This is a genomic window from Microcystis sp. LEGE 08355 (assembly GCF_015207185.1).
Taxonomy (GTDB): domain Bacteria; phylum Cyanobacteriota; class Cyanobacteriia; order Cyanobacteriales; family Microcystaceae; genus Microcystis; species Microcystis panniformis.
Map to the genome: position 1 here is coordinate 1 of NZ_JADEXI010000942.1, position 1,089 is coordinate 1,089.

1 protein-coding gene and 1 pseudogene are annotated in these 1,089 nt (G+C 44.9%); both read left to right on the forward strand.

Annotation, left to right across the window (positions count from 1 at the left end; translation table 11 throughout):
- A partial coding sequence (locus tag IQ242_RS25460) for an ABC transporter substrate-binding protein (RefSeq protein ID WP_193961864.1) occupies positions 1 to 878 on the forward strand: 878 nt, incomplete at its 5' end.
- Between the two features lie 13 nt (positions 879 to 891).
- Positions 892 to 1,089, forward strand: a pseudogene (locus tag IQ242_RS25465) (hypothetical protein); the annotation flags it as partial.

Here is a 1,089-nt window from a genome sequence, read left to right on the forward strand (position 1 = left end):
CCGATGATCTGATTCAATCCGGTCAAGTTTTGGCAGTTATGGGCCACGGAATCGATCCTTTTAGTCAAAAAGCGATTGAAAGTTACGAAAAAGAAGGATTAGCGATTCTCTCTCCCCTGACTACCAGTGTTAGTCAAACGGGAAAATCAACCCTGAAAACTATTCCCCTTGAGGATAAATCTCAGGAAGTTTTGGGTAGTTATCTGGAAGCAGTGGCCAAAACTTTGGCTAATTATGCTAGTAAGCAAAAGAATTCTCCGTCAGTGGTTCTTTTTTATAATTCCGATAGTCCCTATAGTCAAAAATTAAAGGATTCCTTTGCTAAAGCGATAAAGGAACCGGGAGGCCAGATAGTTAAGGAAATAGACACCACCAAAGCCAATTTTAACGCTAAAACCGCCATAGATCAGGCCAAACAAGCTGGAGCTAGGGTGGTATTTTTGGCCCTGAGTAAAGACGGCGATCGCATTGATCAAGCCGTGGCTATTGCCCAAGAATCGTCAGGAATGCTCTTATTAGGCGGAAATGAACTTTATACACCCGATATCCTTATTCAAGGAGCGGATAGCATCGATGGATTAGTTTTAGCAGTACCTTGGAGTTTCCAAGCAACGGATCCCTTTGCCAAAGATGCGCTGAAAAGTTGGCGCGGTCGCGTCAGTTGGCGTACTGCTACCGCCTACGATACCATGAAAGTATTAGGAAAAGCGATCGCTAAAAGTTCTGACCGTGCTACTGTAGTCGAAACTTTAAATCGAGGAATCACCTTGCAGGGAAGCACCACGGATTTTAAGATTTTTAATCAAGTTCCCCTGGTGCGTGCTAATCGCGGCAATGAGGGGCCAAAGGGTTCTCAATATCAGTTCGATCCTATCTAAAATAGACAATGTGATGTCGAGGAGTAGAATCAAGTCTAATTTTATGAAGAATATCTTACCCATCCTAGCTTTATTAATGTCGGTGTCGGGAATTGCCGTGTCTTTGGGACGGGAGGAAGTCCGATGTCATCTCGGTTTAGAATCGGCAGCCTGTCCCCGGGAAGAAGAAAAAACCAGCGAAGACACCCCCGCAACTACCCCGGAATCCCCC